This is a genomic window from Mesorhizobium sp. M7A.F.Ca.US.006.01.1.1 (genome assembly GCF_003997935.1).
Lineage (GTDB): Bacteria > Pseudomonadota > Alphaproteobacteria > Rhizobiales > Rhizobiaceae > Mesorhizobium.
The window spans coordinates 1-1,403 of the sequence record NZ_RZQL01000479.1 but is presented as its reverse complement, the minus strand read 5'-3'; the positions used below and the strand labels follow the sequence as shown (position 1 = coordinate 1,403).

Sequence of the window (1,403 nt, the reverse complement as noted above, 5' to 3'; positions counted from 1 at the left end):
GCCTTCAACAATGCCGGCGCCGTCGGCCAGATGGGGCCGATTTCGGACCTGCCGCTGGAAGGCTGGCGCGAGACGCTCGACACCAATCTCACCAGCGCGTTTCTCGGCGCCAAATACCAGGTGCCTGCAATGGTCGAGCGTGGCGGTGGTTCGCTGATCTTCACCTCCACCTTCGTCGGCCACACCATCGGCATGCCAGGCATGACCAGCTATGCCGCAAGCAAGGCCGGCCTGATCGGACTGACACAGGTGCTTGCCGCCGAATACGGCCCGAAAGGCGTGCGGGTCAACGCGCTGCTGCCCGGCGGGACCGACACCCCGGCGGCGACCTTCAAGACCCCGGAATCACGGGCCTTCGTCGAAGGTCTGCATGCCTTGAAGCGTGTCGCGGTGCCCGAAGAGATCGCCCGTTCGGCGCTCTACCTCGCCTCCGACGCTTCGAGCTTCACCACCGGAGCGGCTCTGTTTGTCGATGGCGGCGTGTCGATCAACCGGACGTGAAGAATTCCAGCGGCGGGATGCACGTTCATAGCCGCCAGGCAAACGGCCGGTCTTGATTTTTCGCCGCGATTTGGCAATTCCGTTTCTGTCCAAAAGCGGGTCTGGAACCATGATGCTGATCAGAACCTATGTGACTGCGAGTGCGATCGAAGGCGTCGGCGTGTTCGCCGCGGAGCCGATCAGGAAAGGCGCTTCGATCTGGCGGCTCGATCCGGATTTCGACCGGCTGGTCCCCATGGACAAATACGAGACGGCACCTTCGCATCTCAGGGAGCTGCTCGACCGCTATGCCTATCCGAGCCCGGATCGGCCGGGTTTCATGGTCTATGAAGTCGACAATGGCCGCTTCATGAACCATTCCAGCAATCCGAACACGGATTTTTCACAATATGGCGGGGCCATCGCGACCCGCGACATCGCCGTGGGCGAGGAGATCACCTGCGACTACGGCGAGTTTTTCGAGGATTTCGAGCTGCTGCACCTCGCGACGGGCTAGTCGGCTCCTTATCTCAAGGGCAAGTGGCACACTTGCCCCAGGGCAAACAGACGGCGGCTGGGCCCCGCAAATTCATTTCCGCTGTGGACAGCGCGGCATGATTCTGCTATCAGCCGCCCCAATTCGTGGTGTAAACCGCCGCGGAGGCTAGTGGCTATGGCCGCTTGCCTGTTGATATCAAACCCGAAAGACAGGATTGCCCGTGCAGGTACTCGTCCGCGACAATAACGTTGATCAGGCGCTTCGCGCTCTCAAGAAGAAGATGCAGCGCGAAGGCATTTTCCGCGAAATGAAGATGCGCGGTCACTACGAGAAGCCGTCCGAGAAGCGCGCCCGCGAAAAGGCTGAAGCCGTTCGCCGCGCCCGCAAGCTGGCCCGCAAGCGCGCCCAGCGCGAAGGCCTGCTG

At 61.8% G+C, this 1,403-nt stretch carries 3 protein-coding genes; all 3 read left to right on the top strand.

Going from position 1 to position 1,403, the window contains the following annotated elements; genetic code table 11:
* Positions 1-501: SDR family oxidoreductase (locus EN943_RS36990; protein WP_127416610.1), on the top strand; the 501-nt coding region annotated here is incomplete at its 5' end.
* A gap of 109 nt (positions 502-610) precedes the next feature.
* A complete protein-coding gene (locus EN943_RS36985; RefSeq protein ID WP_127416609.1) occupies positions 611-997 on the top strand; it encodes an SET domain-containing protein-lysine N-methyltransferase in 387 nt (128 codons plus the stop codon).
* Between the two features lie 202 nt (positions 998-1,199).
* The coding region (gene rpsU, locus EN943_RS36980; protein WP_127416608.1) for a 30S ribosomal protein S21 at positions 1,200-1,403 on the top strand (204 nt) is incomplete at its 3' end.

Coding starts and splice junctions, on each gene's coding strand:
- EN943_RS36985 (WP_127416609.1), top strand. CDS start 611: ATGATGCTGATCAGAACCTATGTGACTGCGAGTGCGATCGAAGGCGTC.